The following is a 26,540-nucleotide window of genomic DNA, read 5'->3' on the forward strand; positions in this document are numbered from 1 at the left end:
ACGGAATGCCCCCGCGGACGGATTCACTCAAAACGCTCTCGACTATCGCCAAGATCATCCAAAAATCCAAGCCGTCCGAGAACCCTCTCGCGCACATCGTCCTCGTCGTCCGCGAGCAGATGAACGTCGACGTCTGTTCGCTCTACATCCTCGAGCCCCAGGGCAAGCATCTCGTGCTCGTCGCCACGGACGGTCTCGATCCCGCCGCGGTGGGCAAGGTGAGGATGAGCGTGAGCGAGGGGCTGACCGGTCTCGCCGTCGAGAAGCTCCAGCCGGTCGTGGTCAAGAACGCGAGCCAGCATCCCCGGTACAAGTATTTTCCCGAAACGGGAGAGGAACAGTTCAACACCTTCGCGGCCGTCCCCCTCATGGAAGGGGGGCGCGTCATCGGCGTCTTGACCATCCAGACGGTCGCGGGGCGCGATCTCTCGCCGGACGACATCGACCTCCTCAATCTCTTCGCCTTTCAGCTCGCCGGCGTCGTCCGGAACCTGGTCAGCCTCGAGGAGGTTTTGAAGGGCGTCCGGCGCGCGGAGAAACCAGCCGCGCAGCTCAGGGGCATTCCGGTCGCGCCGGGCTTCGGAATCGGCACCGCGTTCTATCTGATTCCGGGCACGCAACCCCTCATCCTCCCGGTGCGTGCGGAGCAAACCCTGAACCTCAAGGACGAGTGGAAGAAACTCGCCCAGGCCGTCCGCAAGGCCTCGGCGGGCCTTCTCCGTCTGGAGAAAAGGCTTCAGAAAAAATTCTCGAAGGCGGAATCGGACATTTTTTACAGCCACCGGATGATCCTCTCCGACAAGAGCTTTTTGAAAAAGCTCAAGGGCGAGGTGGAAAACGGAGGGAGCGCGATCGACGCCGTTCAGGCGGTGATCGGCGGCTACATCCAGGAGCTGGAGAAGATGGAGGACCCCCATTTTCGCGAACGGGCGGCCGACCTCCAGGACATCCAGCAGCGCGTCTTGGAGCAATTGGTGGGACGCGCCCCCCGGAGCTCAAAAAAGGTGCTGGGCCGCGGCGTGCTTTTGGCCGAAACGCTGGTCCCCTCGGACACCGCACGGCTGGATCCGGACTCCGTGCAGGCGATCTTGACCGAGCGCGGCGGCGTCACGTCTCACGCGGCGATCATCGCCCGCTCTCTGGGCATCCCCGCCGTCATGGGCATTCCCAACCTGGCCTCGCGCATCCGTTCCGGGGATCTCGTCATCGTCGACGGCAACGTGGGTTACGTCTACGTGAATCCGGAACCGGCCGTCCTCCGCGAGTACGAGCGGGTGCAGGAGAAATACGCGGACCGTATCGTCACCCTCCGCCAGGCGAGCGGGGAGAAGGGTGCGACCCGCGACGGGCACCCGGTCCTGGTGGAGGCGAACATCGGCATCTTCAGCGGGCTCACCAAGTTGAAGCAGTTCGGGGCGGAGGGCGTGGGCCTCTACCGCACGGAGTTTCCGTTCATGGTGAGGAAAAAGCTGTTGGGAGAGGACGAGCAGTACGATCTCTACCGGAAGATCATCGAGGAGGTGGAGGGGATCCCGGTTACGTTCCGCCTGCTCGATGCCGGCGGGGACAAGCCCCTTGAGGCGCTTGGACTCGGGGTTCAGACGGAGGCCAATCCCTTTCTGGGCTACCGTTCCATCCGTTTGAGTCTGTCGAGGCCGGAGATCTTGACCGTCCAGCTCAAGGCCCTCCTCCGGGCTTCCGCCCTGGGGCCCATCCGCATCCTCATCCCCATGATCTCGGGCGTCGAAGAGATCCGGGCCGTGCGGAGGATTTTCAATGAAATCCGCTCCGACTTCGACGCCGGCGGCCAGGCTTACGACCGCAAGATTCCCATCGGGCTGTTGGTGGAGGTCCCCTCCGCCGTCTGGATGGCGCATCTCCTCATCCGAGACTGCGATTTCTTCAGCATCGGGACGAACGACCTGATCCAGTACACCCTCGCCGTCGACCGGAACAACGAGCAGGTCGCACAGTTCTTCGAGCCGCTTCACCCCGCGGTCTTGAACGCCATCGGCACGGTGGCCCGGGTGGGCCTCGCGGCGCAAAAGCGCGTCTCGGTCTGCGGCGAGATCGCGGGCGATCCGTTCATGACGCCGCTCCTGGTGGGGCTGGGGGTCTCCGGGCTCTCGATGATCCCGTCCTCCATCCCGGCCGTGAAGGCGGCGCTTCGCGTGACCGACTACCCCCGCGTCAAGACCTTGGCCGACCAATGCCTCCAGGCCGCCACGACCGAAGAGGTCAAGACCCTCCTGGAGCCTTTCCGCAAGGAAATCGAACAGGTATTATAGACTAGTCGATTGGGACGGAAGGGTCCGGATCGCGGACTCATCACCCCAGCCGGTGGCCGGGCGGCTTATTAACTACCTGATATTATTTAGGAAAATAAGGCCGCATTCGGCATGGAATGTGCATGACAGTCTGGGTGGAGGACTACGTGCCGTATGCCCGTTACGTTTAACAACCTCGCCGATCCCCAAGCGGCCCAGGCGCAGGAGCCCAAGGCAAATAAACCCTTGGACCCGGCGAAGGGGTCCAACTTCGCCAGCCTCATGCAGACCCTGGCCAAGGACAAGCAGGGCTCGGCCCAGGCGTCCTCCACGCCGCGGCCCGCCGCGGGTTCCACCGAGGAAAGGATCTACAACGCCGTCCACGCCGGCGCTGAGAAATACAACCTGCCGCCGGCTCTCATTTTGGGATTCATCAAGCAAGAGAGCGGATTCAAGCCGAACGCCAAGTCCTGGTGCGGGGCGATGGGGTGCATGCAGCTCATGCCCGGCACGGCGAAGCAATTGGGCGTGACCGATCCCTGGAACATCGAGCAGAACATCGACGGCGGCTGCAAGTACATCCGCCAGATGCTGGACACCTTCGGCGGCGACCTGAAAAAGGCGATCGCCGCCTACAACTCCGGGCCCGGCAACGTGAAAAAATACGGCGGCATCCCGCCGTTCGACGAGACCCAAAAATACGTCCCCGCGGTCCTCGCGCACGCGGAGAAATTCAACAACGGGGCGCCGATCACCGTGTCCGGCTCCCCGGCGGTGGCGTCCGTCCAGGCCCAACCACCGGTCCAGAAGATCGACTACAACCTCGTGATCGACGCCATCCACAGCGCGGACGTCATGACCCAGGCGGCGATGTCCTTGGCCATCACCTCGAACGTCCAGCCGATCAATATGCCAGAGCCCTCGAAGGGCTCCGACGACGCGCCTCCTCCGCCCCCCCCGCCGCGCGGGATGCGGGTTTAGCTCCTGAATTAATTCAGGGGCTTGCATTATTCCCTCAGCGTTGAATAATTGCCGGCATGCCGTCACGTGACGTCACGATCGCCGTCGTCCAAATGTCCTGCGCCGAGGAGCCGGCCGAGAACCTCGACAAGGCCGTCTCCAAGATCGCCGAGGCCGCGAAGGCCGGCGCGCAGATCGTCTGCCTGCAGGAGCTCTTCGGCTCGCGCTACTTCTGCCAGGTGAACGACAGGAAATTCTTCTCGCTGGCGGAGGCCGTGCCCGGTCCGTCGACCGAAATTCTCTCCAAGGCCGCCAAGGAGAACAAGGTCGTCGTCGTCGGCTCCCTCTTCGAAAAGGACGGCGCGAACTACTACAACACCGCCTGTGTCCTCGACGCCGACGGGCGTTACCTCGGCAAGTACCGCAAGGTCCACATCCCGGACGATCTCCCGAACCACTATTCCGAACTCTTCTACTTCAAACATGGGGACCTGGGGTATCCGGTCTTTCAAACCCAGTTCGCGAAGATCGGCGTCCAGGTCTGCTGGGACCAGTGGTTCCCGGAGGGGGCGCGCTCGCTCGCCCTCCAAGGCGCGGAGATCATCTTTTATCCCACCGCCATCGGCTGGCCCAACAAGCAGCGCGAGGAAGAGACCGGCCGGGCCGAGTTCGACGCCTGGGTGACCGTCCAGCGCGGGCACGCGATCGCCAACACGACGTTCGTCGCCGTGGCCAACCGCACGGGCCTTGAGGATCATCTCCAGTTCTGGGGCGGTTCGTTCATCGCCGACCCACTGGGACGCGTCCTGAAGAATGCCTCGCATGACCAGGAAGAGACAATGATCGCAACGTTGCCCCTCGGCCGGATCGACGAGGTCCGCAAGGATTGGCCGTTTTTGACGTGCCGGAGACCTGATGCGTATCGACTCCGCCGCGAGTGACGGCTTCGACCTGTTCCTCATCAGCGCCGTTATCCTTTTTCTCGAACTGGCCGCCATCCGCTGGTTTCCGGCCCATGTACTTTATCTCACCTTCTTCACCAACGTCGTGCTGCTGGCGTGTTTCCTGGGGATGTCGGTGGGATGCCTGGCCGCCAATCGTCGGCGGAACTATCTGGCATGGACGCCGTTCCTCCTCGTCGTTGCGTTGGCCGCGGCGCATTTCGTGGAAATCTCGAGCGGATCGTTGGCGAAATTCATCGATGTGGGCCAGCAGGCGTCGCCCCAACTGATTTTCTTCGGCACCGAATATCACACCCAAGACCTTTCCCGCTACGCAATCCCCATTGAGGTGTTGTGCGGCTTCTTTTTCCTGGCGATCGCCCTGGCGCTGATCGGTCCCGGCCAGGAGCTGGGGCGGGCGATGAGCCGGTTGCCCAACCGACTGCGGGCTTACACCCTCAACATCGCCGGCAGTCTCGTCGGCATCCTCCTGTTCGCCGCCTGTTCATGGCTTCGGCTATTGCCGCTCTGGTGGTTCTCGCTGGTTGCTCTCGGATTGGGCTACTTCTCTTTCATTTCGCCTCGATGTCGTTTCGGAGCGGTTTCCGGGCCGGGCGCGCTGACCGTCCTGCTGCTGGTGGCCACGGCTTGGTTGGCGGCTTATACGCCGGCCCATCGGGACCGGGAGGGCCGGCGGGAGACGCAGCAGTTGTGGTCGCCCTATTACAGGATCGACTTTCAACGTTCGGACCTGAATCTTTCGGTGAACCTGATTCAACACCAGCGAATGGTTTCCCGGGATGAGGTCTTCCCGGCCTACGCACTGCCGCATTTATTGAACCGGGATGCGGGAGGATCGGCCTTCAAGGATGTCCTGATCATCGGCGCCGGCACGGGAAACGATGTCAGCCGGGCCTTGCAATGGGGCGCCAGCCATGTGGATGCGGTCGAGATCGATCCCGTCATTTATGATCTCGGCCGCCGGTATCATCCCGACCGTCCTTATCAAGACGAGCGCGTCGACATTCACATCGATGACGGCCGAAACTTTCTGCGTTCCACCGGCCGTAAATACGATCTCGTGATTTACGCGCTGGTCGATTCGCTCGTGTTGCACAGCGGCTACAGCAATATCCGCCTGGAGAGCTATCTTTTCACGCGCCAAACGTTCGAAGACGTGCGGCGTCATCTCAAGCCCAACGGCGCGTTCGTCATCTATAATTATTTTCGCCAGGGATGGCTGGTCTCCCGCCTGCAAAAGGGCTTGGAGGAGGTTTTTGGCGCCGGCGATTCGCTCGTGCTGACCCTGCCTTACCGTAAAGTAATCGAGCCGGAAAGCGCGACGTTCGGCGACTTCACTTTATTTTTCGCGGGAAACACCGGCGCCCTCCGTCATGCCTTCGACCGGCAGCCCGACTATTGGGTGCGTGGCGATCAGGCCCCCGGCCCGGCCTCACCGAACGGATTTTTGGAGCGGGGGGCGGAGGACGCCGGCTGGCAACACTTCGGGTTGGCGAGCGTGGCGCCTGTTGAAGGGAGTCTTCGTACGGCGACCGACGACTGGCCGTTCTTCTATCTGCGCAAGCCGATGCTTCCCACACTGAGCCTGCGGGGGATGTTCATCATGGCCGGCCTCGCGCTGTTGCTCCTCTTCCTGTTTCTGCCGCGGCCGAAGCATGAGTTGAAGGGCCAGCGGCCGCTCTCAATTCAGATCTTTTTTCTGGGCGCCGGATTCATGCTCATCGAGACCAAGGCCGTTGTCTCCATGGCGCTGCTCTTCGGCAGCACGTGGGTCGTCAACTCGGTGGTGTTTTTCGCGATGCTCGTGATGATCTTGGCGGCCAATGGCTGGATCCTCAAGTTTGAGCCCAAGCGGCTATGGCCTTATTACGGGGGGTTGCTGACGGCGCTGGCGTTGAATGTATTGATCCCGCTCGACGTTTTTCTGGGCATAAGCCGAAGTCTGCAAGTGGTCGGCTCATGCGCCCTGGTGTTTTCACCGGTTCTTTTTGCCGCGGTCCTTTTTGCCGCAGCCTTCCGGCATACGGGGGCCCCGGACCGGGCCTTTGGTTTCAACATCGCCGGAGCAATGTTGGGCGGGCTGGCCGAGTACGGCTCCATGCTTTTGGGCTTTCGGCATATGCTCTGGGTGGCGATCCTCTTCTATGCGCTGTCGGCTCTGGGCGCGGTGCGATTCAGGCAAGTGACCGCGGCGGAAATCGCGCCGGGATTGCGCACAATGGGGGCGTCCTAGGACGCCGCCTCCCTTGCCCGAAGCCCAGGATCGGCCTATACTGGGTTTATCCCTCGAGAAATGAGCATGACCGGTGCGCCTGTCTGTCCTGGTGTCGGTCTTTCTGAGCCTTGTTCTTGAAGCGCAGGCAGGCCCTCCCGCCGTCCAGACCGGGGTCCCGGCCGCCGAAGGCCCGCAAGTCCTATTGCCGCCGGCCCCGCGCTGTTCGCTCGAAATGGCCTACAAAGGCCAAATGGTCTGCCGCTGGAACAACCTCGAGATCGAATCCGTGCAGAATCGCCTCCTTTTCAAATATCCGTACAAAGCTTACGACTACTCCCTCGCGATCAAGGCGAAGGATCGCGAACTGACATTGTATTATGGTTCCGTCAGTTATTCTGGCTCCTTAGATTGCGAGAAAGGGTGCTTGCAGCCGGTGACGACGATCTCTGACTGCGCCAATATGGCCGTCGCGGCCCAGCAGGGGAACATCTTTTTCTCGGTCTATGTGGTCTTTTACCAGCCGATCGATCTCAAGAATGGCAAGGCCCAGAATATGTTCGACCAGCTCATGAACAAGAATCAGGCCACCGTCTTTCTGGACAACATTGACGTCCACGAAGTGGGATGCCTCGTGAATCGATCCGCCCAAATACTTCCCGCCCCCCTCTATCAACCCCCTCAGAACGAGGTCGATTCGTTTCCACCCCCGCCTCTGGAGCCGACCGACGCGCCCAGCCGGTGGACTCCGGGGTGGTCCTCGGGCTATTCCCCATCGCCGGGCGTGACAAAGTATTGCCAGGGACTTAAACAGGGATGCCTGGCCAGCGCCGGTACAGAGAAAGAAATTCAGCAGGATTGCTATTCCGATTATCAGGCGTGTATCAGCGAGTCCAATTGTGACGTAAAACGCATCGTCTGCCTTGAAGACGGACAACTCACGGATGATACCTGCGAGGCCAATTACAAGGCCTGCCAGGCGAAATTTTAGGGATATCCATCTTGACGCCTCCCGTACGGGGATGATTAAGGTCCCCCCTCACGAAGCATGAGATCGACTCTCAGAGAACAGGGCTACCGCATGCCCGCGGAATTCGAGCCGCACGAGGCGACCTGGCTCGCCTGGCCGCACAATCCCGAGACCTGGCCCGGTCGGCTCAAGTTCATCCCCCCCATCTGGATCCAGATGATCAAGCCGCTGCACGTGCATGAGACGGTGCACGTGTGCGTCAACGACGCCGCGATGGAGGCGGAGGTGCAGGCCATTTTGAAGCGCCACGACATCGGGCGGAACGTCGTTCTGCATCAGATCCCCACAAACGACGCCTGGGCGCGGGATCACAACGCGATTTTCGTGAAACGGAATGGTGATGTAGGGGCGCATGGCCATGCGCCCCTACTGGCGACCGATTGGATCTTCAATTCATGGGGCAAGAAATATGGCCCCTGGGACCTCGATGACGTCGTCCCCCAACACGTCGCCAAATACCTAAATGTTCCGTGCATTCAACCCGGCATCGTCCTCGAAGGCGGTTCCATCGACGTCAACGGCAAGGGCACGCTCCTCACCACCGAGCAGTGTCTCTTGAACAAGAACCGCAATCCCCACCTGAAGAGGGATGAGATCGAGCAGTACCTGAAGGATTATCTCGGCGTTTCGAACATCCTCTGGCTGGGCGACGGCATCGTCGGCGACGACACGGACGGCCACGTCGACGACATCACGCGCTTCGTCGCCCCGGACACGATCGTCACCGTGGTCGAGGAGGACCCGGCCGACGAGAACTACAAACCGCTTCAAGACAACCTGAAGCGGCTTCAATCCATGAAGGATCAGGACGGGCGGCCTCTCAAGATTGTCACGATCCCAATGCCCGGCCCCGTGGAATACGACGGCCAGCGGCTTCCCGCCTCCTATGCGAATTTCTACATCGCCAACGGCGTGGTGCTCGTGCCCATCTACAATCATGCCAATGACCCAAGGGCCCTCGAGACCCTTCAAAAGTTGTTTCCCGCGCGGCGTGTGGTAGGGATCAACTGCGTGGAGATGGTGTGGGGACTGGGGGCCATTCATTGCGTCACACAGCAACAACCCAGGGTCTGACGGCATTTCTTGCGGCATTCGCACTTTTCTCTTGTTCCCGGTCCAAGCCGATCGAACCCGTCCTCGAGTTCAAGAAGGAATCCGTCCTCCTCGACACGCTCCCCCAGGGTCTCAAGCCGGACGACCTCCAATTCAGCCCCGACGGGACCGAGTCGGTCTACCGCTGGACGACCTCCGAGGGCCGCCAGGGCTTCGCGTTCAACGGACGCATCGAGCAGTATTACGACGCGGTCGGGGATTTCGTTTCGTACACACGCGACGGGTCGCACTACGCCTACACCGCCAAGAAGGACGGGAAGGCCTTCATCGTCTTCGACGGGACCGAGGGCGAGCCGTTCGACAAGCTGGCCGATCCCGCCTTGAGCGTCACGGGCCGGTCCCTCGCCTACGCCGCCAAAGCGGGGGAGGACGCCTTCATCGTCTTCAACGGCCGCCGCCTCGAAAACAAGGAGTACGAGCTCATCCGGCCGCCGGACTTGAGCCCCGACGGAGGGCGCGTTGCCTATCAGGCCAAGAAACAAGGCCGATGGCTCACGGTCATCGACGGAAAGGAAGGCCCGGCCTTCGACGAGGTCCAGGAGGGGTATTTCAGCCCGGATGGCCGCTCCTTCGCCTACGCCGGGCGCCGCGGGTCGAGGTGGGTCTTCGTCCGGAACGGCAAGGTGAGCCGGGAATATGATGACGTGAGCGTTTATCCCGAGGCGGCCGCCGCCGACCTGTTCACGGCGCGGGAGGCCGGCAAGGAGTTTTGCGTTTTTCGTGGGAAAGAAGGCCTGAAGTACGACAAGGCGGGATGGCCCGCCGTGAGCCCGAACGGAAAGAAGATCGCCTACGACGCCGCCCGGGGAGGGGAATCCCTTGTCGTCCTCGAGAAGAGGGAGGGAAAGCCCTATGACAGCGTCGGCCGTCCGGTGTTCAGCCCCGATGGAAAGGAGATCGCCTACGACGCCGTCGAGGGGCGCAGGTTCCTCATGATCCGGAACGATCGGGAGCTGGCGGATTACAACGCCATGCCGGGCCCCGCCTTCAGTCCCGTGGGCGGCAGGCTTGCCTACAGCGCGGTCAACCGCGACGCGAGCCGGCACTTCGTCGTCGAGGAAGGATTGAAAGGGAAGGAGTACGACGACGTCGGGCTCCTGGTCTGGAGCCGGGACGGCCGCCACCTGGCCTACAGGGCGCGGGAAGGGGATAAAGAGTTCCTCGTCGTCGACGGCCGCGAGGGAAGCCCTTGCGACAAGGTCTTGAGCCTCGTGCCGCGGTTCAGCGACGACGGAAAATTGGTGGGCGCCAACGTCCTCAAGGGGCGCGAGGTCTGGTGGGTCGCGGAGCCGACGGAGTGAAAGTCAATATGGCCGCGGAGCGTCTCCAAAAAATACTGGCCGAGGCGGGCGTCGCCTCCCGCCGCGAGGCGGAGCGGATGATTGTGAACGGACGCATCCGCGTGAACGGCGAGATTGCGCGCGAGTTGGGGACGAAGGCCGATCCGCAAAAGGACACGATTACCGTCGACGGCAAGCCGATTCGATCCGCCGAGAAGAAGGTCTATCTCGCATTCCACAAGCCGGTGAACGTGATGGTGACGCGAAAGGACCCGGAAGGGCGGCCGACGGTCTTCGACTACCTCAAGGAAGTTCCGGAACGCGTGAACTACGTCGGCCGTTTGGATTTTGATTCCGAAGGGCTCTTGTTGCTCACGAACGACGGCGATCTGCTGGCCCGGCTCACGCACCCGCGCTACGAGGTGCCCAAGACCTACCACGTGAAGGTCGTGGGCCGCGTCACGCGGGAGACTCTCGCGAAGATCGCCAAGGGCGTCGACGTCGGCGCATTCGTCTCCCAGCCTTCTAAAGCCAGGATTTACAAAGAGAACCCCAACAATACCTGGGTCGAGGTGGTCCTCAAGGAAGGGAAAAACCGGGAGGTCCGGAGAATCTTCGAGGCGTTGGGTCATAAGACGATGCGCCTGATCCGCATGGCGGTCGGGCCCGTGAGACTCAATGACCTGCCCGCGGGACGGTGGCGGGCGCTGGATCGCAAAGAGATCCAGGCGCTTTCGGAGTCAGCGGCTGCGCCGGAGTCAAAGCCGCGAAATCCTTCTTCACATGCTCCCACCGGCGCTTGATCTCGTTGATCGTGCCTTGAACAATGGTCGGCTTCTCGACGCGGTAGTGAAGGTAGTAGGGGACCACGCAGCCGCAGCGGTCGCAGTCGGCCTTGGGGCCGAGCATGCATTTTTCCTTCACCTCGCCGTGGGTGGTGAGCGAGGCGCCCTTTTTCTCGAAGATGCAGTTGTCCGTCACCTTCCTGGAGTTGTACGACTTCATGAGTTCCAGGACCCGATCCGGCATCGCGATGAAATCCCCGTATTTCTTCTTGAGGTCCTTCAACTGGTCCAGGACCGCGTCGCGCCGTTCCCAGCCGATCCAGAGGTCCTCGCTCAAGCCCTCGATGGGCGTGTAGAAGTCGAACATGATGCCCTTCAGGTGCGTCGTCGTCGCCCAGTCGCGGACGACCTCCTCGATCGTGTCGACGTTGACGGAGGTGACGCACATGGCGCCCGTCACGTGCAGGTCCTTCCGGCTCACGTTCTTCTTCATCTGCTGGTAGAGGCCCTTTTGCCGGCGCATCTTTTCATGGGCTTCTTCGTTGCCGTCGATGGAGACGTGGTAGTAGACGTCCGGCCAGTCGGGCAGGGGCATCGTGCCGTTGGTGACGATCAGGTTGTGGAGAAAATGCCTTTTGCAGCGCTCGATGACGCCTCGGCGGAGCATCGGCTCGCCCCCAACCCAGGTGCAGCTGTGCAGGAACTTCGACTTCCGCTTGAGCTCGATGATCTTGTTCTCCCATCCGTCGGCGTCCAACGTCCCTTCCTGTTCCTGTTCAAAGAAATAGCAGTGCTCGCAGCGCAGGTTGCACTGGTCCGTGACGTCGACGGAAATGAAGGATCCCTTGGGAAAACCCACGGTGAAGAAGAAAATCTGGGGGATGAGGTGATAGCGGAAAAAAGGGCGGAGTTCCGCGTCGGCCCCAAAACTCTTCTCGGCGGTTGACATAAGGAGGGGAGAAATAGTTCATTCCCCGCGTGATGACAATTACGAATTTCGGATCCGGAGAAGTCGAAATCTCGGACGATCAGGGGCGCCGGACCCGTCTGGACCGGGAGTCCGCCAACCGTTTGGTGATGGCCGGGCGGATGCATACGGTCGCGGAATTCGTGGAGAAACTGCCGGCCCTGATCGCGAGCGCCGAGATCGCAGCGGCCCTGCGCGAGACCTTCGAAAAGGCCTCGACCTCGACCGACAAGTGGAACGTGAAGGAAAAGTTCGCCCGCCTCCGGACGCTGGCCAAGGGCTATGAACCGGCGAATCCCGGCGACGTCGTGGAAACCGTTTCCTTTTAATCCGACAGCAATTTCCTCAGAACATACGGCAGGATCCCGCCGTGGCGGTAGTAGTGGATCTCCTGCGGGGTGTCGATGCGCACGAGCGCGGGAAAGCGGATGGCGCTCCCGTCCTCGCGTTCGGCGCGGACGGTGATCTCTCGGCCGTCATGGAAGTTTCCCTCGATGGCGTCGGCCAGCCCGACGATGTCGTAGACCTCGCGGCCGCTCAATCGGAGCTTTTCGGCGTTGTCGCCGGGGAGGAACTCGAGCGGGACGATGCCCATGCCGACCAGGTTGCTCCGGTGGATGCGCTCGAAGCTCTCGGCGATGACGGCCTGGACGCCCAAGAGCATCGGACCCTTGGCCGCCCAGTCGCGCGACGACCCCGATCCGTACTCCTTGCCGGCGATGACGATGAGTGGAGTCCCCTCCTTCCGGTACTTCACGGACGCTTCGAAGATGGACATCTGCCCGCTGTCCGGGAAATGGACGGTGACGCCGCCCTCGGCGCCGCCCGCGAGTTTGTTCTTCAGCCGGATGTTGGCGAACGTGCCCCGCATCATGACCTCATGATTCCCGCGCCGGGCGCCGTAGGAATTGAAGTCCTCGAACTTGACACCGTGCTCCAGCAAATACTTGCCCGCCGGACTGTCTTTCTTGATCGAGCCCGCGGGGGAGATGTGGTCGGTCGTGATGCTGTCGCCCAGGAGCGCCAGGACGCGGGCCTTCTTGATGTCGCCGACCTCGCCGGGTTCCCGGGAGAGGTCGTCGAAGTAGGGCGGGTTGCGGACATAGGTGGACGCGCCGTCCCAGCCGTACGTGTCGCCCTCGGGAACGGCGATGGCCCTCCAGGCCTTGTCGCCTTGATAGACGTCGCCGTACTTCTTCCGGAACATCTCCGAGTTGATGGCCTTCTTCACGGCCGCGGCGATCTCCTCGTGCGTGGGCCAGATGTCCTTCAAGGTGACGGGCTTTCCGTTCTTATCCTGGCCCAGCGCGTCCTTCGTGAGGTCCACGTCGATCATGCCAGCCAGCGCATAGGCGACGACGAGCGGCGGCGAGGCGAGATAATTCGCGCGGACGTCGGGGTTGACCCGCCCCTCAAAGTTGCGGTTGCCCGAGAGAACGGCCGCGGCGACGAGATTGCCCGATTCGATCGCCTTGGAGACCGGGGCGGGCAGGGGGCCGCTGTTGCCGATGCACGTGGTACAGCCGTAGCCCACGGTGTGGAAGTTGAGTTTTTCAAGATAGGGCGTGAGCCCCGCCTCGTTCAAATATTCGGTCACGACCTGCGATCCCGGGGCGAGACTCGTCTTGACCCACGGCTTGACCGAAAGGCCTCTTTCCACCGCCTTCTTGGCGAGGAGGCCCGCCGCGATCATGACGGACGGATTCGAGGTATTCGTGCAGCTCGTGATAGCGGCGATGACGACCGATCCGTGCTTCAAAGTGAAGGACTGGCCGTCGAGCGAGGTCATCACGCCGTCGCCCTCGCGCCGGGGCTCGTCGACCTTGAGCGCGTGATTGTCCCCGCCTTCGCCCACCCAATTGCCGACGGCGGCCTTCGCGGGCTCAGGCGTCGGAAGCTTCTTCACCATCGTGCTCAAGGACTCGTGAAAATTCTTGGCGACGCCGGCCAGCGTCAGCCTGTCTTGCGGGCGCTTGGGCCCCGCGAGGCTCGGTTCCACGGCCGCCAGGTCGAGTTCGAGCGTGTCGGAATACTCCGGATCGGGGCTCGCCGGCGTGTAGAAGAGACCTTGTTCCTTCAAATACGCCTCGACCAGGGCGATCCGTTCCTTGGGCCGCCCGGAGAGCTCAAGATAACGCAGGGTCTCTTGATCGACGGGAAAGAACCCGCAGGTCGCTCCGTACTCCGGGGCCATGTTGGCCACCGTCGCGCGGTCGGCGAGCGTGAGGGCGATGGCGCCGGGCCCGTAGAACTCGACAAATTTTCCGACGACGCCTTTCTTCCGGAGCATCTGGGTGACGGTCAGGACGAGATCGGTCGCCGTGACGCCTTCGCGCAGCGTGCCGTACAGACGGAAGCCGACCACCTCCGGGATGAGCATCGACGTCGGCTGCCCGAGCATGGCCGCCTCGGCCTCGATGCCGCCGACGCCCCATCCGAGCACGCCCAGCCCGTTGATCATCGTCGTGTGCGAGTCCGTGCCGATGACCGTGTCGGGGTACGCCCACACGGCCCCATCCCCGCCCTTTTCCTTCATCACCACGCGCGCCAGATACTCGAGGTTGACTTGATGCACGATCCCCGTGTCCGGAGGGACGACCTTGAAGTTAGCGAAGGCCTTCTGGCCCCAGCGCAAGAAGGCGTACCGTTCCTTGTTCCGCGAAAATTCGATCTCCGCGTTTTGCCTGAGGGCGTCGGAGGTCCCATAGTGATCCACCTGCACCGAATGGTCGATCACGAGCTCGACCGGCTGGAGGGGGTTGATCTTTTTGGGGTCGCCCCCCATGCGCCTCATGGCGTCGCGCAGGGCCGCCAGGTCCACCACGGCCGGCACGCCCGTGAAGTCCTGCAGGAGGACGCGAGCGGGCATGAAGGCGATCTCGCGATTCGGTTTGGCCTTGGGGTCCCACTTGGCGAGGGCCTCGATCTCGGAGGCGGTGACGGTCTCCCCGTCCTCGAGACGGAGCAGGTTTTCCAGGAGGATGCGAAGGGTGAAGGGGAGGCGGGAGAGCGTGAACCCCTTCTTTTCTAACGCATTGAGTCGAGCGATTTTTAAGGGATTTCCCCCCACATTCAAGAGGGCGTGAGAGCCGTAGGTATTTTGAATCATTGGGTTTCCCGTCTCCTTCTCCCGTTTGAGGCCCATGAGCGTATCCGCTGCCCCTTAGACCCGCAACATTTATTGGCATCGTGCCGATAAAAACAACTGGAGATCCATCAAAATGGCGCCGCCCGATCCAATTTCGACGGACCTCGTCCCCCTGGAGAACCGTTCCACGGAGTGGGTTGGAACCCCGCCCGTGGCCGACGGCCTTGCCTCGCCGCTTTTGGGGGCTTCTCTCATGCCTCCCGGCGCCGAACAGCTGAGCCAGATGGGCGCGAACTCCTATACCGCCGTCACCCCGTCGGACAGTTTCAGCGCGAATGGCGCCTCCTCACCGGGGATTTTCCGGTCCCTCGACGACTTCATGACCGGCGGCAACCGGACCCACAACGCCCAAATCGACCAACTCGTCACCCAGGTGGCCATCCGCATCATCGAGGAACAACGCGGGGAATGCCTCTGCTCCGAGAGGGCCGCCGAGATCCGGCGCTTTGTCCATGACGAGCTTCGGCACTATAAGGTGAACACGGGCCGGCAGCGGAACGGAAACGTCGACCACGCCGATTTCGGAGAAATTCTGGAACATACCGTGCATCACTTCGGCGGCCGGGTCGAGGGCTCGGAAGTGCCCGCGGTCTTGGAGACGAACGAGCACGTCCACGCGCGAATCGAGCAGATGATCGAAGAGGAGCTCAACCGTCCCGAGAACTCCCGGCTCTGGGAGGAAAGGGGCCTGGACGGCATGGAAACCTTGCGCGCGACCCTCCGCACGCGGCTCCATGCCGAGTTCGCGCAGATCCTCATGAACGAGGCCTATACGGAAAATCTCTCGGAGGTTTCGGATTTTTTCCGGGGCAGCATCGTCGACACGTTCGAGACGCGGGCGCCGGGGATCGTGGCCTCCACCCTGACGGAATCCATGGTCTGCCGCCAGCCGACCGAGGGAGGCCCCTCTGTGGTGGCGGACACCGCGGTTTCGGTCGGGTCTTCGGGGGGCGGTCCCCGCGTGGTTCAGGACACGACGGGCATCGCGCCGGCGAACGAAGCCGATCTCGAGGCCCGACGCCTGTTGGAGGCGGAGATCCGCCGCCAGGTGCCCGCGCTTGCCCACGGGCATTTCGACGGGGCGGTCCGCCTGCTCGCGCGGGAGGTCCTTCGAGCGCGGCAGGCGAGCGGCGGCGAGGTGGCCTTCGACGCCTCCGGCCGCGCCCTCTTCCCCGTTGAGACCGAGGTCACCCGTATCTTGGAGGCGGACCGCCGGGCCATGGAAGAGAACGACCGGCTGGCCTTGGAGCGCGCGGCGGCCGAGATCCGCGAGGCCCGCGAAGCCCGCGAGAGACGCGGTATGGAAATGGATCTCAGTGAACGGCCTTTAAGGCCGCTTCGATGAAGGCGGGCAGGTTCACGTCCTTGCGGCTCGAGGCGGGGTAAAACAACGAACCGATCTCCGCCAATCCGTCCACCAAATCCCGGCGGGACCAACCGTGTTCCTGGAATTCCAGACAATGCTCCTGAATTCTCGCGAGCGCCTCGTCATCCCGAAAGGTGTTGAGCGCGAACTTGGCGAGCCAGACGGTCCGGTTGAGGGGATCGCCGTCCAGGGCGCTGGCGAGGATTTGCTCCGCATAGCCCAGGCTTCCGGGGCGCCATGCAGCCGCGGCTTGGAAATAACTTGAGGGCTTGAGGAGCCGCGCGCCGGCCAGGTCCTCGAGGTCGGCGCCTTCGAAAAAAGTCCACACTGCGCCGGCCAGGTTGGGCAGATCGGCCCACTGTTCGAGACCGGAGGCGATTCCGACGCGTACGAGCAGGGCGCCCAGGGGTTGCATGGCCTCGGGTTGGAACGAGCCGGGGTTCCACCAACCCTTCAGCGTGAGGACCGTGTCGGCGAGGAGACGGTCTTGCAGGAAGACCTCCTTGGGCTTGAGGCGGCGTCGATTGGCCGAATCCGCTCCCGTGAAGAGCAGGAAATCCGATGCGGCCAGAAAGAGGTCGTTGACCCGGGCGGTCGAGGCCGGGGTCTCGCCGCGGCGTGAGACGAGGTGTCCCGCCGCGTGAAGGGCGGAAGCGGCCGTCGTCCAGGACGCGGGCGTGATGCGGTCCATGTCGCTCCCCGCGAACGCGGACAAAGAATTCGTCATGGTCTGAAGGGAGCGGTCCACGCAGGAATCCGGCAACCTTTGCTCAAGCGCCTCGTGTGCCTCGAGCACCCCGGTGAGAGCGGCGGCAAAAGAGGGCGTGTTGGTCGTCAAGACCGCCTGTCTCATCGAGATCATGAGGTTGTGAAGGGGGGTTGGCATCGTCCTATTCCTTGATGACACCCACCGGTCGCATGCGCGCCACGCCCGTGGCAAGCCCGGCGCCGAAAACGACACCCATGACGTCATCGATGTCCTTGTAGACCTGGGGCGCCTCCCCCTTGATCCTCTGACCGTCGGCATAGACGAGATCGATGCCGCGCATGGCGCGCCGGAACTCCTTGTCGGAAATCGTCTGCGTCAGGCGCTCGAAACTCTCTGTATCGCCGTCCAAACGCCGGCCCTTGTCCCTGCGCCGCCGGCTTTCGGGCGCCTTGAGGGCGTCCGTGCGCGAGAGGACGCGGCCGGCGCCGTGGTTGACGCTGTGGAGGGAGGCCTCGCTCCCTTCGTTGCCGACCAGGACGTAGCTCGCCGTGCCCATCGAACCGGGGATCAGCACCGGCTGGCCGAGCCCGGCGAAGGGGGTGCCCTGCATGCGGGAGGCCGGGAAGGCCCGCGTCGCGCCCTTGCGGTGGACATACAGCTCGCGGCCTCCGTGGATTTCCTTTTTCACGATGTTGTGGGCGACGTCGTAGATCGGCTTCACGGAGGCGGCGCTGCCGTAGAGGTCGTAGAGGGTGTAGGTCGCGATTGCCGCGAGCATCAGCCGGTTGACGAAGGCGTAATTCGCGGCGGCGTTCATGGCGGCGAGGTAGTTTCGTCCCTCCGCCCCCTCGGCGTCCAGGGCGTAGATGCCGGCCATGGGCGTCCGCGCGTTGCGCGCCACCGATTGGGCGATCTGTTTGTACTGCATGCCCACGCTGTGGCCGAGTCCCCGCGAACCGGAGTGGAGCATCAGGAAGAGGGTCCCGCGCTCGATCCCCAAGGCCTGGGCCAGGCCCGCGTCCAGGACCTCGTCGACGACCTGGAATTCCAAAAAGTGGTTGCCGTCTCCCAGGGTGCCCAGCTGCGAGCGCCCGATCTTGACGTGGCTCCTCGCGACGCTTTCCACGCCCCCGGGGAGCGATCCGTTGGCCTCGATGCGCGCGAGCTCCCTCGCCAGATAGCCGTCGTTTTGGATGAAGTCCCAAACCGCGTGGTCGCGGACGGTCTCGGACGAGAGTTCGGGGACTGCGGACACGCCGCCGGCCAAGAGGCGGGCGACGTCCTCCTCGGTGACGTTCAGGGGGCCCCGGCGTTCGCCCAGAAAGATCCGGTTGGCGATGGTCCGGAGCAGGACCGGCATGTCGACCTCGTCCCGGAGGAGACCGGTGTTGAGCAGCCGCATGCCGCAATTGATGTCGCCTCCGACGGCCCCGGGGATGACGGTCCCCTCGGTGGCCAGCAAGAATCCGTTGGGCACGTGCGAACCCGCGTGGATGTCGGGCATGCCGATGGCGTGCGTGACGCCGGGCAAGGCCGCCATGCCGCGAGCTTGGCGCAGGGCGGCGTCGCTCACGGGGATGCGGGCGTCGACGAAGAGATTGACGGGCACGGAGGCGGCCGTCCCCAAAATCTGGGGCTGAAAGAGGGCGGAGGCGAGCGGGGCGGTCGTCAACGTCATAAGGTTCCCGTTTGTGATGCGAAGCGTCAATCGGCCTTCAATGGCTATCGTCGAAAAGGGGCAAAAGTTGCGGTTTCAAACCGATTTCTAGGGTTCGATCCCAGTGGGCAACTTTCGTCCTCTTTTGTCGATAAGGGCGCATGTTCAACGGTTCACTGCCTTCGCAGGCCCTGCTCGCCCGCTATGCGGCCCTTCAATCCCAGGGCATCCTGAACCTCATGCGGAGCGGGGGCCTGGCGGAGATGCGGGCCTTGGAACCCCGCGTCACGCGGCTCTTTGAGGAGGGTCGCGTCGACCTCTTCATTCGCACCCGGGATCCCCAGAATCTCAGACCGATCCTAGCCCCCTTGCCTCGCGGCCTTTCCCTCCCGTCCTCGCTCACCCTGCGGGGCCGCTGGTCGGAAGAGCCTCGGATCGACGTGGGCGGTTCGCCCGGTCTCGCCTATGTGCATACGGACCGGATCGTCTGCACCGAGACGGACGTCTTGGAAGATGCACTCGAGGCCGCTTATCACCAACTCACCCGGGGGGCGGCGGCGATGATCTCCGCGGCCCCCGTCGAACGGATCGGGAGTCCCGTCCTGCTGGCCGCCCAAGGTGGCGCCTATGTGATCGCGGCGCGGGACCGCGGGGACACCCATTTGCTCGTGCAGATCCGCCCGCCGGTGACCACGTCCGGGGCCCTGCCGCCCGCCGTCGACCTGCCGATTGTGGACTCCAAGGGCGAGACGGCGCGGACCCGGATCCATCGGCGATTGGTCGAGAAATGGGGGCATTTGGCGCCGTCCGAAGTCCTGACCCTCATGGAGGCGGGTTCCGCCCATCCGGCCCTGCTTCGAAGCCTTTACCGTCTCGCCGAAATTGATCGGCATCCGCAGGCCGCCCGCGCCCTCATGTTTTTGGAGATGATCTGCCGGTCCGGTTTTGCGCGGGCGGGAGTGCGGTTTCCGCCGGAACGATGCCCGGTGGCCGTCGCCGGGTTCGGAGAGGAGTTCGGGACGATCCGGATCCTCTTGGACCACGGCTATCCGGTCATCGCCGTCGAGGATTTCGAGACCCCCGTGTCGTCCTCCGGACGGCCGGACATCACCTTTGAAGCCGTGAGGGAGGCCTTCCGCGATCATCCCCATCGGGACCGGCTTCGGGTCTTCGATTTCCGCGACCCGGGGCTCCCGCGTGCCCAGGCCCAGGTCGTCCTCTTTGCCGCCGCCGTCGACGAGGCCTTGCCGACCTTGGTTCACCTGGTCAGGCCGGGCGGCGTCGTCGCCGTCACGGACGTGGGCCAACTGGGTTGGCGCCGCCAGAATTTTTTCGTGGATTCGGCCGACTCCTTCGTGCGCGCCGCCGGGCGCGAGCACGGCGCGCGTTTCGAGGAAGCGTATGGGGACACCCTTCACGGACCGGGGGCTCTCCCCAGCCATTTCATCCACCCCCTGGGCCACACGGCCTATGTCGTCCGGCTCGCGCCCGAACCTTTTGACACTCAAAAAACCGGGTGCTAGGGTCCCGCCGCTTCGCTACAATGAAGCGCCATTCCGGGGTAGCTTCCGCCAGAGGCGGACCAGCCTCCGGCTGGCAGTGGACGCGTAAAGTAAGATGTATAGTGTGTACGTTTTGAAGAGTTTGCGTCACGGCAAACGATATGTTGGTTATACGAGCAAAGCCCCTTCAGAAAGACTTGCTGAGCACAACTCAGGTACTAACCAGTACACGCGGCAAAATGGGCCCTTCGAACTTGTTTATTTTGAGGAGTTCGGCGATAAAAAAGAGGCTTTAGTCAGAGAAAGATTTTTGAAGTCCGGTCAAGGTAGGAAGTATCTTGATTCGATAATTCCGGGGTAGCTCAGTGGCAGAGTAGGTGACTGTTAATCACTTGGTCGTGGGTTCGAATCCCACCCCCGGAGCATGAAGTTGACTTTCCGAGGGCAATATCGGATAAATTATCAACGATTACGATCATGTCCGCGTTAGGGTTATGCAGCATGGTGCTCATCTCCTCTTTAGCGGAGCCCAAACCTAAGGAGGTTGCATGGGCAAGAAACTTTACGTAGGGAATCTTCCGTTCACCATCACGGACGATCAGCTCCGCGATCACTTCGCCCAGGCAGGCACGGTCGAATCCGCACAGGTCATCATGGATCGCTTCTCGGGACGGAGCAAAGGCTTTGGTTTCGTCGAAATGTCCACGGACGACGAGGCCGCCCAGGCCATCAGCCGTTTGAACGGCCAGGATTTCAACGGACGCGCCCTGACGGTCTCCGAGGCCCGTCCCAAGGAACCCCGTGAAGGCGGTTTCGGCGGCGGTGGCGGCGGCGGCGGTTACGGCGGCGGGGGTGGTGGGCGCGGCGGACGCCGCGACCGCTTCTAACTGAGGTTTCGTGTCCAAAGACGATCTAGCCAAATTCGAAGGTAAGATCACCGACTCCACGGGCGGGGGCCAGTACATCGTGACCCTCGAGAACGGGGTCAAGGTCTCGACCAAGCTCTCCGGCAAGATGAAGCGTTTCAACATCCGCGTCATCGTCGGGGACCGCGTGACCGTCGGCGTCTCCCCCTACGATCCCACGCACGGTTTTATCGTTCACCGTCATAGGTAAGGGGAGCGTGCTCGCTCACTATGACCGGTCGTGTTTGCCGATCCACGCGGCGATGGCGGGGTAGACCTCGCGCGGCGCGTTTTTTCCCAGGATCAGATCCCAGTGGCTGTAGTCGGCGGTGTGGCCGTATTTTTTTCCGAACACCAGCATCGATTTTTTGCGCGAGGCGATCCGGCCCAAGGCGCGCCGCAGGTCGACGACGGACGTAAACGGGTCGTGCGAGCCCGCGATGAACAGCACCGGCAGCCGCACGTTCTTGAAATCCACGTGGTAGCGGATGCCGCCGGCGGCGGAGCGGAAGCGCCTCGACCGCATCCAGTCCTGGAACTGAAGGACGGCCCGGCTGGACAGGTCGTTGACCGCGACGTCGGCCCCGCGGCGGATGGTTTTTATATCCGTGTTTCCTCGCACGAAGAGGCGGGGCATGAAGCCCTGGAAAATCCACTCCGGCTTGAGACCCGCCAGCCTGGCCGCCGTCCGGTAAGGGGCCATCGGCAGAATCCTTAAAATGGGCTCGGCCAGATAGGTCCATTTGACCATCGATTTGGGGATGCCCGTCACCGGCGAGGCCGCGAGAACCGCGCTCTTCAAGAAATCGGCCGAGTGCGTGTTGATGAAGGGCGTGACGAGGAGTCCGCCCAGGCTGTGTCCCACCCAGTGGAGCTTTCGATGGTGCGTGCGATTCAGGATGAAACGGACGGCCGAGGGCAGGTCGTGGAGGACGTAGTGGTCCATGGTCCAGCCGGACTTCATCCAGCCCCAGCCTCCGGGGCGGCTGGAGCGGCCCGCCCCCCGGAGCTCGACGATCCAGACATCCCATCCCTGGGCCCAGAGATACTTGGCAAAGGAGATGTCCTCGTCCGGAAAATCGAAGTTGTGGCGGTTCGAGGCGAGTCCGTGCACGAGCAAGACGGGACACCGCCGGCCCGGGCGGGGGTAGCGGTCCAGGGCGATCCTCCAGCCGTCGTCCGTGACGGCATGATAGGTCTCCGCTTTGGGTACCCTCTTCACGCCTTCTATTTTAAGCGATTTCCTGGCTTTTGGCCAACGCCGCGACCGCGGCGAGGACGCGCGCATGGATGCGGCTCACCTGCGCCGCGCGGGACTCCCCGGGCCGGCGCGCCACGGAAATGGGGCGGCCCACCACGTGGATGAGCTTGCGGGGGAGCGGCAAGAGTCCCAGGCCAAGAAATAACGGCAGGCTGAAGCGGGTTTTTTCCAACAGCTTGATGCGCGGTTTCAGGAGAAAATAGGAATTCATGTAGACGGCGTTGATGCCCCGGCAATACGTCGGGACGATCGGCGTTCCCGTCTCCACGGCCAGGCGCACGAAGCCCTTGCGCCGCTCCCAGGGGATCCGTCTCAGGCCTTTCTTGGCGATGAGCGCTTCATAGATGCCGCCGGGCGCGAGCATGACGACATGGCCTTCGTTCAGGAGACGCCTTGCGTTCTTCGGGCTCGCGTTGACCGCACCGCCTTTGAGAAAAAACTCGCGCACGCCGGGAATGGCGAACAAAAACTCGGCGCCCAACCCGCGCGGATAGATGCCGCGGTCGTCCATCAACCTTTTTGCCAGGAGAAACCCATGGTAGGGGATGATGCCGTGGTTCATCACGACAAGGGCCTTGCGGGACGGAATACGCTCGAGACCTTTGACCTTGTACCGGAAATATTTTTCGAGAAAACCGAAGAAGGGTCGGACCTTGTCGACAAACTCGGTGTTCAATGGAGCAGGGTCGGAGTCGTGCCGCCAACCGAACCCGCCGATCCGCCGGACGGGGCGAGGGTGCCCACCAGACGGGACATCTGATCGAAGACGAAGCTCATGAGGCGCTTCTTTTCGTTCTCTTCCATGTACTTGATGACCGTCCCCGTCTCGTAGCTGTAGTCGGAGATCTTGTTCTGCCAGACGACCTCGCCCTGGGCCTTGATGGGTTCCGCGGCGCCCGGCCATTCCTCGGGGAGCGTGATTTCGAGGTTCAGGATGGATCCGTTGTCGAGCGGGGCGACCGTCATGAGGCGCAGCCCGCTCGCGCTGATGTCCGAGGAAAGGGTCTCGGCCATTTCGCTTGCCCCGTAGACCCCATCCGGGCCCGCCTGCTGGATGGCATAGTTGACGGCGAGAGCGATATCGAGGCGCGCGTGGCGGCGCTGGTCTTTTTGGGATTGAGACGGCTGGATCTCGGGATTCATTGCCATAATGAGCCTGATAAGGGAGCTGACTAACGCTTCTTCGAGGGTCGCGTCAAGAAGTTGCTTTTGAAATGGCGGTCGGGTAGAGAAACCGGACATGACACGAAAGGCCCCGATCGTGTGTCTGGCGGTCCTGACCGTTTTTTTGGCGGTCTTCGGCGCCGCGCCGGAGAGAGCCGCGGCCGATTGCCTGTGTGAGGAGGAGGCGTCGCGGCTCTGCGCCGACGTCGAGCCCGGGCAAGGCCGCATCTGGACGTGTCTCCTGGACCACGAGAGCATGCTGGGTTGGGAGTGCAAGCGCCATATCAACCGTCGGAGCGGCGCGTTACGTCCGGGAAGGAAGGGACATGACGCGGCCGCTCCCGCCGTTCCCCCCGCTGTTTCCGAAGACGTCCAAAGGCTCTGCAAGGGCGACCGGAAAAAATACTGTAAATACGTGGATTGGAAGGACGGCCGGGTCGGCCGTTGCCTCAGGATCCACGAAACCCAAATTTCCTCAAAATGCCGCGCGGCGCTCGAGCCGTAGTCCTCGCCTTGCTGTTTCTCCTGGGCGCCGGGGGTTGCGCCCATGGTCCCAGACGCGTGTCGCGGGTGCACGAAAGAACCCTCCTGATCGCCCTGGACGGCGTCCCGTTTGGTCTCGTCTCCGAACTTAAGAAGGAAGGCCGGTTCTCCGAATTTCAGGAGCCGGCGCGAGTCGTTTCGACGTTCCCCTCCACGAGCCATAGCGGTTTTGGCGGTTTGTTCCGGCCCTTGGGCGCGTCCCCGCCGCCGGGATACGACCGGGAATACTATTCGTATGCGGATGAAAAGATCATTGGATTCCTGTCCAGCATCCACCCCAAGAACCCCCACGACTTCAAAAATTTCTTTGACTATTCGCGGAAGACCCCTCTTCAAAAATTTTGGATCTACGCGGCCCCGGGTCTTTCGGGCCGGAGGGATTTGGAGAAGATCCGGCGTCTGGTTTGGTCCCGCGGGGACGATAGGCCCCTGTTCACCTATATCGGCGGAACGGACGGGGCGGGGCATGTGCTGGGGCGGAAGCGCCTCAAACGCTGGCTGATCTTCATGGACGGATACCTGCAGAGAATGAAGGCGGATTACCTGCGGGACTTCGGACAGACGCTTCAAATCTCCCTGTATTCGGATCATGGGTTTCACTTCATACGCCGGCCGAACGCGGTCTCGCAAAACCGCATCGAGAACGGGCTTCGGCGGGAAAGGCTTCATCTGGCGCCGAATCTCAAGACACCGGACCGTGTCGTTGCCGTCCAATGGGGCAACATCAGCGGCGCGAGTCTTTTCGTCGACGAAACGCGCGTGCCGGACGTGGCGCGGGTTCTCGCTGGGACTGCGGGAATCGACATAACCGCTTACCGGTCCGGAGAAGACATCATCGTCCTCTCCCAGGACGGAGGACGCCTTCATACGGCGCGGGTCTCTTGCACCGAAGGAAGGCGCCGCTGCCGTTACGCGCCGGTGGACGGGGACCCACTCGATTACGGAGACATCGTCGATTCGTTGCGCCGAAAAGGCCGGATGGATTCCCACGGTTTCGCCGCGTCGGAAGACTGGTTCGAGGCGACGAAGGACCGCCGGTATCCCGACGCCCTCTACCGCCTCCATGACGGCTTTTTCAGTCTCGTGGAAAATCCCGCCCCGATCCTCTTCAGCACGGAGGACGACTACGAATACGGAGACGTCCTCACGCGGATCGGCGCCTGGTTCCACGGGGGCTTGAAAGGGACTCACGGGGGGCTCTTTCAGGAGGCGTCGGCGGCCTTCGCGATGACGACGGATTCCAAAGTGAGGTTGCCGTCGGTCTTGCGTTACGACCAGGTCATGCCCTATATAGTCCCGCACACTAATTTGCCATTCAGGACTTTAGACGTTCGGGAGGGTCTGAAACGTGCCCATCGTGACTTTTGAGCGCGAGAACAAAACAGTGACCTGCAGCGCCGGAATGAATCTGCGCAAGCTCGCCGCCGCCCACGGCGTCCAGCTCTACGTCAGTCCATGGACCTGGCTCAATTGCCGCGGCAACGGGCTGTGCGCCAAGTGCGAGGTGGAGATCCCCGCGGCCGAGAATCTGGGCGCGCGCAGCAACATGGAATCGATCCAGTTGAAAGGCAAACCCCCCATCCGCCGCCTCGCCTGCCAGGTGACCGTCCATGGGAATATGACCGTCCGCAGTCATCCGCGCCCTTGAAGGCCTTTTTCCCCAAACGCCCCGCTTGACAGTCCCAAGACCCGCCTGTTACTGCCGCCAACAGCTGCGAGTGCCAGGGAAGAGGAGTGGAAAGCTCCCACGGTCCCGCCACTGTAATGGGCCCCGAAAGATTCTTTCGCCACTGCCTTCCGTAGCCCCGATTGGGGCGGAGGAGGGTGGGAAGGCGGAAGAATGACGAGCGCCGGCCCTAAGTCAGGAAACCTGCTCGCCGCGAAAACAACCAGGACTCCCCGAGGAGGGAGAGACCGATGCGACCCTTTTCCGTTCTTTTTTGCCTTCTCGTTTGCGCCGCCTGCGGGGATGTGACCTCGCAGACGACACCCACCCCGTCTACAGGAACGCCTCCGCCGTCGTCCGCGCCCGCCGATCCCAATGTTCGGTCGGGCAATACGGCCGTCATCTTGGGGGCGAACTTTACCGACCCGACGGGGACGCTCAGTCTTCTCGCGATCAACGCCCCGCGCGCGCCCGTCAAGAATATACAAACCACGCATTCCGACGCCGTCGTCCGCTCTTATGGGGGCTTGATCTACGTCGTGAACCGGTTGGGGGGCGACAACATTCAGGTGGTCGATCCGGCGGACGGCTTCGCGGTCGCCGGGCAGTTCTCCACGGGGCAAGGGACGAATCCCCAGGACCTCATCGCCGTCTCCGCGACCAAGGCGTACGTGAGCCTCTACCAGCCGGAGGACAATCGGAGCGGCGGCCTCACCGTCGACGACCTGATCGTCATGAATCCGCAAACGGGGGAAATCCTGAAGACGATCGACCTGACGCCCTTCACGGCCAACGATGGCGGACGGTTCGCCCGGGCCTCCGACATGGTCAAGGTGGGCGGAAGGATCCTCGTCGCCGTCCAGGACCTGGGCGACCTCGCGACGGCCGCCGACCAACCGGGTAAGATCGTGGCGATTGATCTGGCCACCGACGCCGTCGCCGACTCCGTCGTTCTGTCCTGCCGCGATCCCGTCGCGATGGCGTATTCGAACGAGACAGCCCTCCTCTACGTGGCCTGCGCCGATTATTTCAATTTGGGCACG

At 62.7% G+C, this 26,540-nt stretch carries 24 protein-coding genes, 1 tRNA gene, 1 pseudogene and 1 riboswitch; of the genes and pseudogenes, 19 read left to right on the forward strand and 7 right to left on the reverse strand.

The window, feature by feature from the left end; genetic code table 11:
• The first annotated feature begins 5 nt into the window (after nt 1–5).
• From ptsP to VLJ37_11780, 8 genes are all read left to right on the forward strand, one after another.
• Complete coding sequence (gene ptsP, locus VLJ37_11745; GenBank protein HSA60344.1) at nt 6–2,288, forward strand: phosphoenolpyruvate--protein phosphotransferase; 2,283 nt, start codon at nt 6–8, stop codon at nt 2,286–2,288.
• 153 nt (nt 2,289–2,441) lie between these two features.
• Nucleotides 2,442–3,248 (forward strand): lytic transglycosylase domain-containing protein, encoded by an 807-nt coding sequence (locus VLJ37_11750; GenBank protein HSA60345.1) that lies wholly within the window; start codon nt 2,442–2,444, stop codon nt 3,246–3,248.
• Nucleotides 3,249–3,304: 56 nt separating this feature from the next.
• On the forward strand, nt 3,305–4,168 hold the full coding sequence (locus VLJ37_11755; GenBank protein HSA60346.1) for a carbon-nitrogen hydrolase: 864 nt from the start codon (nt 3,305–3,307) through the stop codon (nt 4,166–4,168).
• A complete protein-coding gene (locus VLJ37_11760) occupies nt 4,143–6,422 on the forward strand; it encodes a hypothetical protein (protein HSA60347.1) in 2,280 nt (759 codons plus the stop codon). The genes VLJ37_11755 and VLJ37_11760 overlap by 26 nt, the downstream gene beginning before the upstream one ends.
• A 73-nt stretch (nt 6,423–6,495) precedes the next feature.
• Entirely contained in the window at nt 6,496–7,392 is an 897-nt protein-coding gene (locus VLJ37_11765) for a hypothetical protein (protein HSA60348.1), read from the forward strand.
• Nucleotides 7,393–7,449: 57 nt separating this feature from the next.
• Nucleotides 7,450–8,505: an agmatine deiminase family protein gene (locus VLJ37_11770; GenBank protein HSA60349.1), complete on the forward strand. Its 1,056-nt coding sequence runs from the start codon at nt 7,450–7,452 to the stop codon at nt 8,503–8,505.
• Entirely contained in the window at nt 8,475–9,845 is a 1,371-nt protein-coding gene (locus tag VLJ37_11775) for a hypothetical protein (protein ID HSA60350.1), read from the forward strand. Before VLJ37_11770 ends, VLJ37_11775 begins: the two co-directional genes overlap by 31 nt.
• Before the next feature lie 8 nt (nt 9,846–9,853).
• Entirely contained in the window at nt 9,854–10,627 is a 774-nt protein-coding gene (locus VLJ37_11780) for a pseudouridine synthase (protein HSA60351.1), read from the forward strand.
• A 394-nt stretch (nt 10,628–11,021) separates the two neighbouring features.
• Here the strand turns inward: VLJ37_11780 and VLJ37_11785 are convergent.
• Nucleotides 11,022–11,558 (reverse strand): annotated as a pseudogene (locus VLJ37_11785) (radical SAM protein).
• Nucleotides 11,559–11,590: 32 nt separating this feature from the next.
• Between VLJ37_11785 and VLJ37_11790 the strand changes: the two are divergent.
• Nucleotides 11,591–11,905 (forward strand): hypothetical protein, encoded by a 315-nt coding sequence (locus VLJ37_11790; GenBank protein ID HSA60352.1) that lies wholly within the window; start codon nt 11,591–11,593, stop codon nt 11,903–11,905.
• Here the strand turns inward: VLJ37_11790 and acnA are convergent.
• Entirely contained in the window at nt 11,902–14,685 is a 2,784-nt protein-coding gene (gene acnA, locus VLJ37_11795; GenBank protein HSA60353.1) for an aconitate hydratase AcnA, read from the reverse strand. The two genes, VLJ37_11790 and acnA, sit on opposite strands and share 4 nt — an antisense overlap.
• Before the next feature lie 112 nt (nt 14,686–14,797).
• On the opposite strand from acnA, the gene VLJ37_11800 reads away from it, so the two are divergent.
• The gene (locus VLJ37_11800; protein ID HSA60354.1) at nt 14,798–16,069 is read left to right on the forward strand and encodes a hypothetical protein; all 1,272 of its coding nucleotides are present in this window, start codon (nt 14,798–14,800) and stop codon (nt 16,067–16,069) included.
• Here VLJ37_11800 and VLJ37_11805 read toward each other — a convergent pair.
• Complete coding sequence (locus VLJ37_11805) at nt 16,038–16,976, reverse strand: hypothetical protein (protein ID HSA60355.1); 939 nt, start codon at nt 16,974–16,976, stop codon at nt 16,038–16,040. The genes VLJ37_11800 and VLJ37_11805 overlap by 32 nt on opposite strands.
• A gap of 4 nt (nt 16,977–16,980) precedes the next feature.
• On the reverse strand, nt 16,981–18,477 hold the full coding sequence (locus tag VLJ37_11810) for an RtcB family protein (GenBank protein ID HSA60356.1): 1,497 nt from the start codon (nt 18,475–18,477) through the stop codon (nt 16,981–16,983).
• Nucleotides 18,478–18,617: 140 nt separating this feature from the next.
• Here VLJ37_11810 and VLJ37_11815 point away from each other — a divergent pair, with 140 nt between their 5' ends.
• The 5 genes from VLJ37_11815 (at nt 18,618) to infA (ending at nt 21,074) form a co-directional block, all read left to right on the forward strand.
• A complete protein-coding gene (locus tag VLJ37_11815; protein ID HSA60357.1) occupies nt 18,618–19,979 on the forward strand; it encodes a hypothetical protein in 1,362 nt (453 codons plus the stop codon).
• A 94-nt stretch (nt 19,980–20,073) separates the two neighbouring features.
• Nucleotides 20,074–20,319 (forward strand): GIY-YIG nuclease family protein, encoded by a 246-nt coding sequence (locus VLJ37_11820; protein ID HSA60358.1) that lies wholly within the window; start codon nt 20,074–20,076, stop codon nt 20,317–20,319.
• Nucleotides 20,310–20,381 (forward strand) — tRNA-Asn (locus VLJ37_11825). The genes VLJ37_11820 and VLJ37_11825 overlap by 10 nt, the downstream gene beginning before the upstream one ends.
• Nucleotides 20,382–20,506: 125 nt before the next feature.
• The gene (locus VLJ37_11830; protein HSA60359.1) at nt 20,507–20,845 is read left to right on the forward strand and encodes an RNA-binding protein; all 339 of its coding nucleotides are present in this window, start codon (nt 20,507–20,509) and stop codon (nt 20,843–20,845) included.
• A 10-nt stretch (nt 20,846–20,855) separates the two neighbouring features.
• Complete coding sequence (gene infA / locus VLJ37_11835) at nt 20,856–21,074, forward strand: translation initiation factor IF-1 (protein HSA60360.1); 219 nt, start codon at nt 20,856–20,858, stop codon at nt 21,072–21,074.
• Nucleotides 21,075–21,092: 18 nt separating this feature from the next.
• On the opposite strand, the gene VLJ37_11840 is transcribed toward infA, so the two are convergent.
• Genes VLJ37_11840 through VLJ37_11850 form a run of 3 tightly spaced genes read right to left on the reverse strand, consistent with a single transcriptional unit; the run spans nt 21,093 to nt 23,273 of the window.
• Nucleotides 21,093–22,085 (reverse strand): alpha/beta fold hydrolase, encoded by a 993-nt coding sequence (locus VLJ37_11840; protein ID HSA60361.1) that lies wholly within the window; start codon nt 22,083–22,085, stop codon nt 21,093–21,095.
• A gap of 10 nt (nt 22,086–22,095) precedes the next feature.
• Nucleotides 22,096–22,800 (reverse strand): lysophospholipid acyltransferase family protein, encoded by a 705-nt coding sequence (locus tag VLJ37_11845; GenBank protein HSA60362.1) that lies wholly within the window; start codon nt 22,798–22,800, stop codon nt 22,096–22,098.
• Nucleotides 22,797–23,273, reverse strand: a complete 477-nt coding sequence (locus VLJ37_11850) for a PilZ domain-containing protein (protein ID HSA60363.1) — start codon at nt 23,271–23,273, stop codon at nt 22,797–22,799. Before VLJ37_11850 ends, VLJ37_11845 begins: the two co-directional genes overlap by 4 nt.
• 91 nt (nt 23,274–23,364) lie before the next feature.
• Here VLJ37_11850 and VLJ37_11855 point away from each other — a divergent pair, with 91 nt between their 5' ends.
• From VLJ37_11855 to VLJ37_11870, 4 genes are all read left to right on the forward strand, one after another.
• Complete coding sequence (locus VLJ37_11855; protein ID HSA60364.1) at nt 23,365–23,793, forward strand: hypothetical protein; 429 nt, start codon at nt 23,365–23,367, stop codon at nt 23,791–23,793.
• Entirely contained in the window at nt 23,769–25,199 is a 1,431-nt protein-coding gene (locus VLJ37_11860; protein HSA60365.1) for a hypothetical protein, read from the forward strand. Before VLJ37_11855 ends, VLJ37_11860 begins: the two co-directional genes overlap by 25 nt.
• Nucleotides 25,180–25,479, forward strand: coding sequence for a 2Fe-2S iron-sulfur cluster binding domain-containing protein (locus VLJ37_11865; GenBank protein HSA60366.1), 300 nt, complete (start codon nt 25,180–25,182; stop codon nt 25,477–25,479). The genes VLJ37_11860 and VLJ37_11865 overlap by 20 nt, the downstream gene beginning before the upstream one ends.
• 51 nt (nt 25,480–25,530) lie before the next feature.
• Nucleotides 25,531–25,724, forward strand: a riboswitch (cobalamin riboswitch).
• A gap of 24 nt (nt 25,725–25,748) precedes the next feature.
• On the forward strand, nt 25,749–26,540 hold a 792-nt coding region (locus tag VLJ37_11870; protein HSA60367.1), incomplete at its 3' end, for a hypothetical protein.

The sequence above is a fragment of the bacterium genome (genome assembly GCA_035454885.1).
GTDB lineage: Bacteria > UBA10199 > UBA10199 > JACPAL01.